This is a genomic window from Oleiphilus sp. HI0067, from assembly GCF_001635735.1.
This window is the reverse complement of the sequence record NZ_LWFI01000293.1, coordinates 1-942: the sequence shown is the minus strand read 5'-3', so window position 1 is coordinate 942 and position 942 is coordinate 1. Positions and strand designations below refer to the sequence as shown.

Annotated in this window: 2 protein-coding genes; one reads left to right on the top strand and one right to left on the bottom strand. The window is 41.9% G+C overall.

Going from position 1 to position 942, the window contains the following annotated elements; translation table 11 throughout:
- On the top strand, positions 1 to 523 hold a 523-nt coding region (locus A3739_RS03620), incomplete at its 5' end, for a hypothetical protein (protein ID WP_156502319.1).
- Positions 524 to 742: 219 nt separating this feature from the next.
- Here A3739_RS03620 and A3739_RS03615 read toward each other — a convergent pair.
- A partial coding sequence (locus A3739_RS03615; protein ID WP_068500357.1) for a HigA family addiction module antitoxin occupies positions 743 to 942 on the bottom strand: 200 nt, incomplete at its 5' end.

Below are 942 nucleotides of genomic sequence, written 5' to 3'. Positions count from 1 at the left end.
ACATAAAGCTTATTTCCACACAATCGTGACTGTCGCTAAAAGCCTAGGTGGTGAGGTAAGAAGCTTTAATGGCGATGGAATGCTGGTCTTTTTTCAAGGCACATCAAAAATCACATTAAGTAATGCTGTTGAGTCTGCCATGAAGATGAAATGGCTATTGTCATCTTCAGACTCCGAAGTAAAGAAGAAAATGGAGAAGTTCTCATCCGTTGATTTTGGCATAGGCATTGATGACGGAAAAATTGTTTGTGCAAAAGTTGGTATAGCTGGTGCAAATAATAGAGATTTGGTATGGGTTGGCAATGCAGTTAATAAGTCCGTAAAGGTTGGAGACAAATTGCATGGCAACATTGGCATATCCTCTTATGTATATGCCAATTTGCAAGATCGAGTAAAATACGCGATAGAGAAAGATATGTGGGGTAATGAGGTTCAAAAGGATATGTGGCAGTCAGCCTATTTTGAATACAATGGGAAGCAAGAGCTCTACTACTACACCACATACCATTGGAAAGTGAACTAATTCTAACAAGCGCATGTTGCCTGACTGGTTTTCCGCTGCGCTCCAAACCAGCCTCAAATGCGGGCGTTCATGTCTGCTTGCTAAATAAACCTGCCCAAATAAAGCCTGATATTTCTCCCAACTTGATGTCCGCAATTGTCTATTTGCGAATGGAAAACCAATGTCCGCTTTTCATTCTTTCCAGTCTATATCGGTGGCTTTAGATACTGAAGCAAAGAATCACGCCGCCTCTATATCAAACGGTGAAACATGAAGTGCATCTTTGTTCTGTCTCGCCAGCCACAGATCATAGGCGTTTTGTAGACGCAGCCAATGGTCTGCAGAAGGCTTTCCAAAAGCTAGCTCTAGCCTTACTGCCATTTCTGGCGTTAAAGATCCGCGTGCATTTAGAACCTTAGATAAAGTTTTTCGGCTCACAT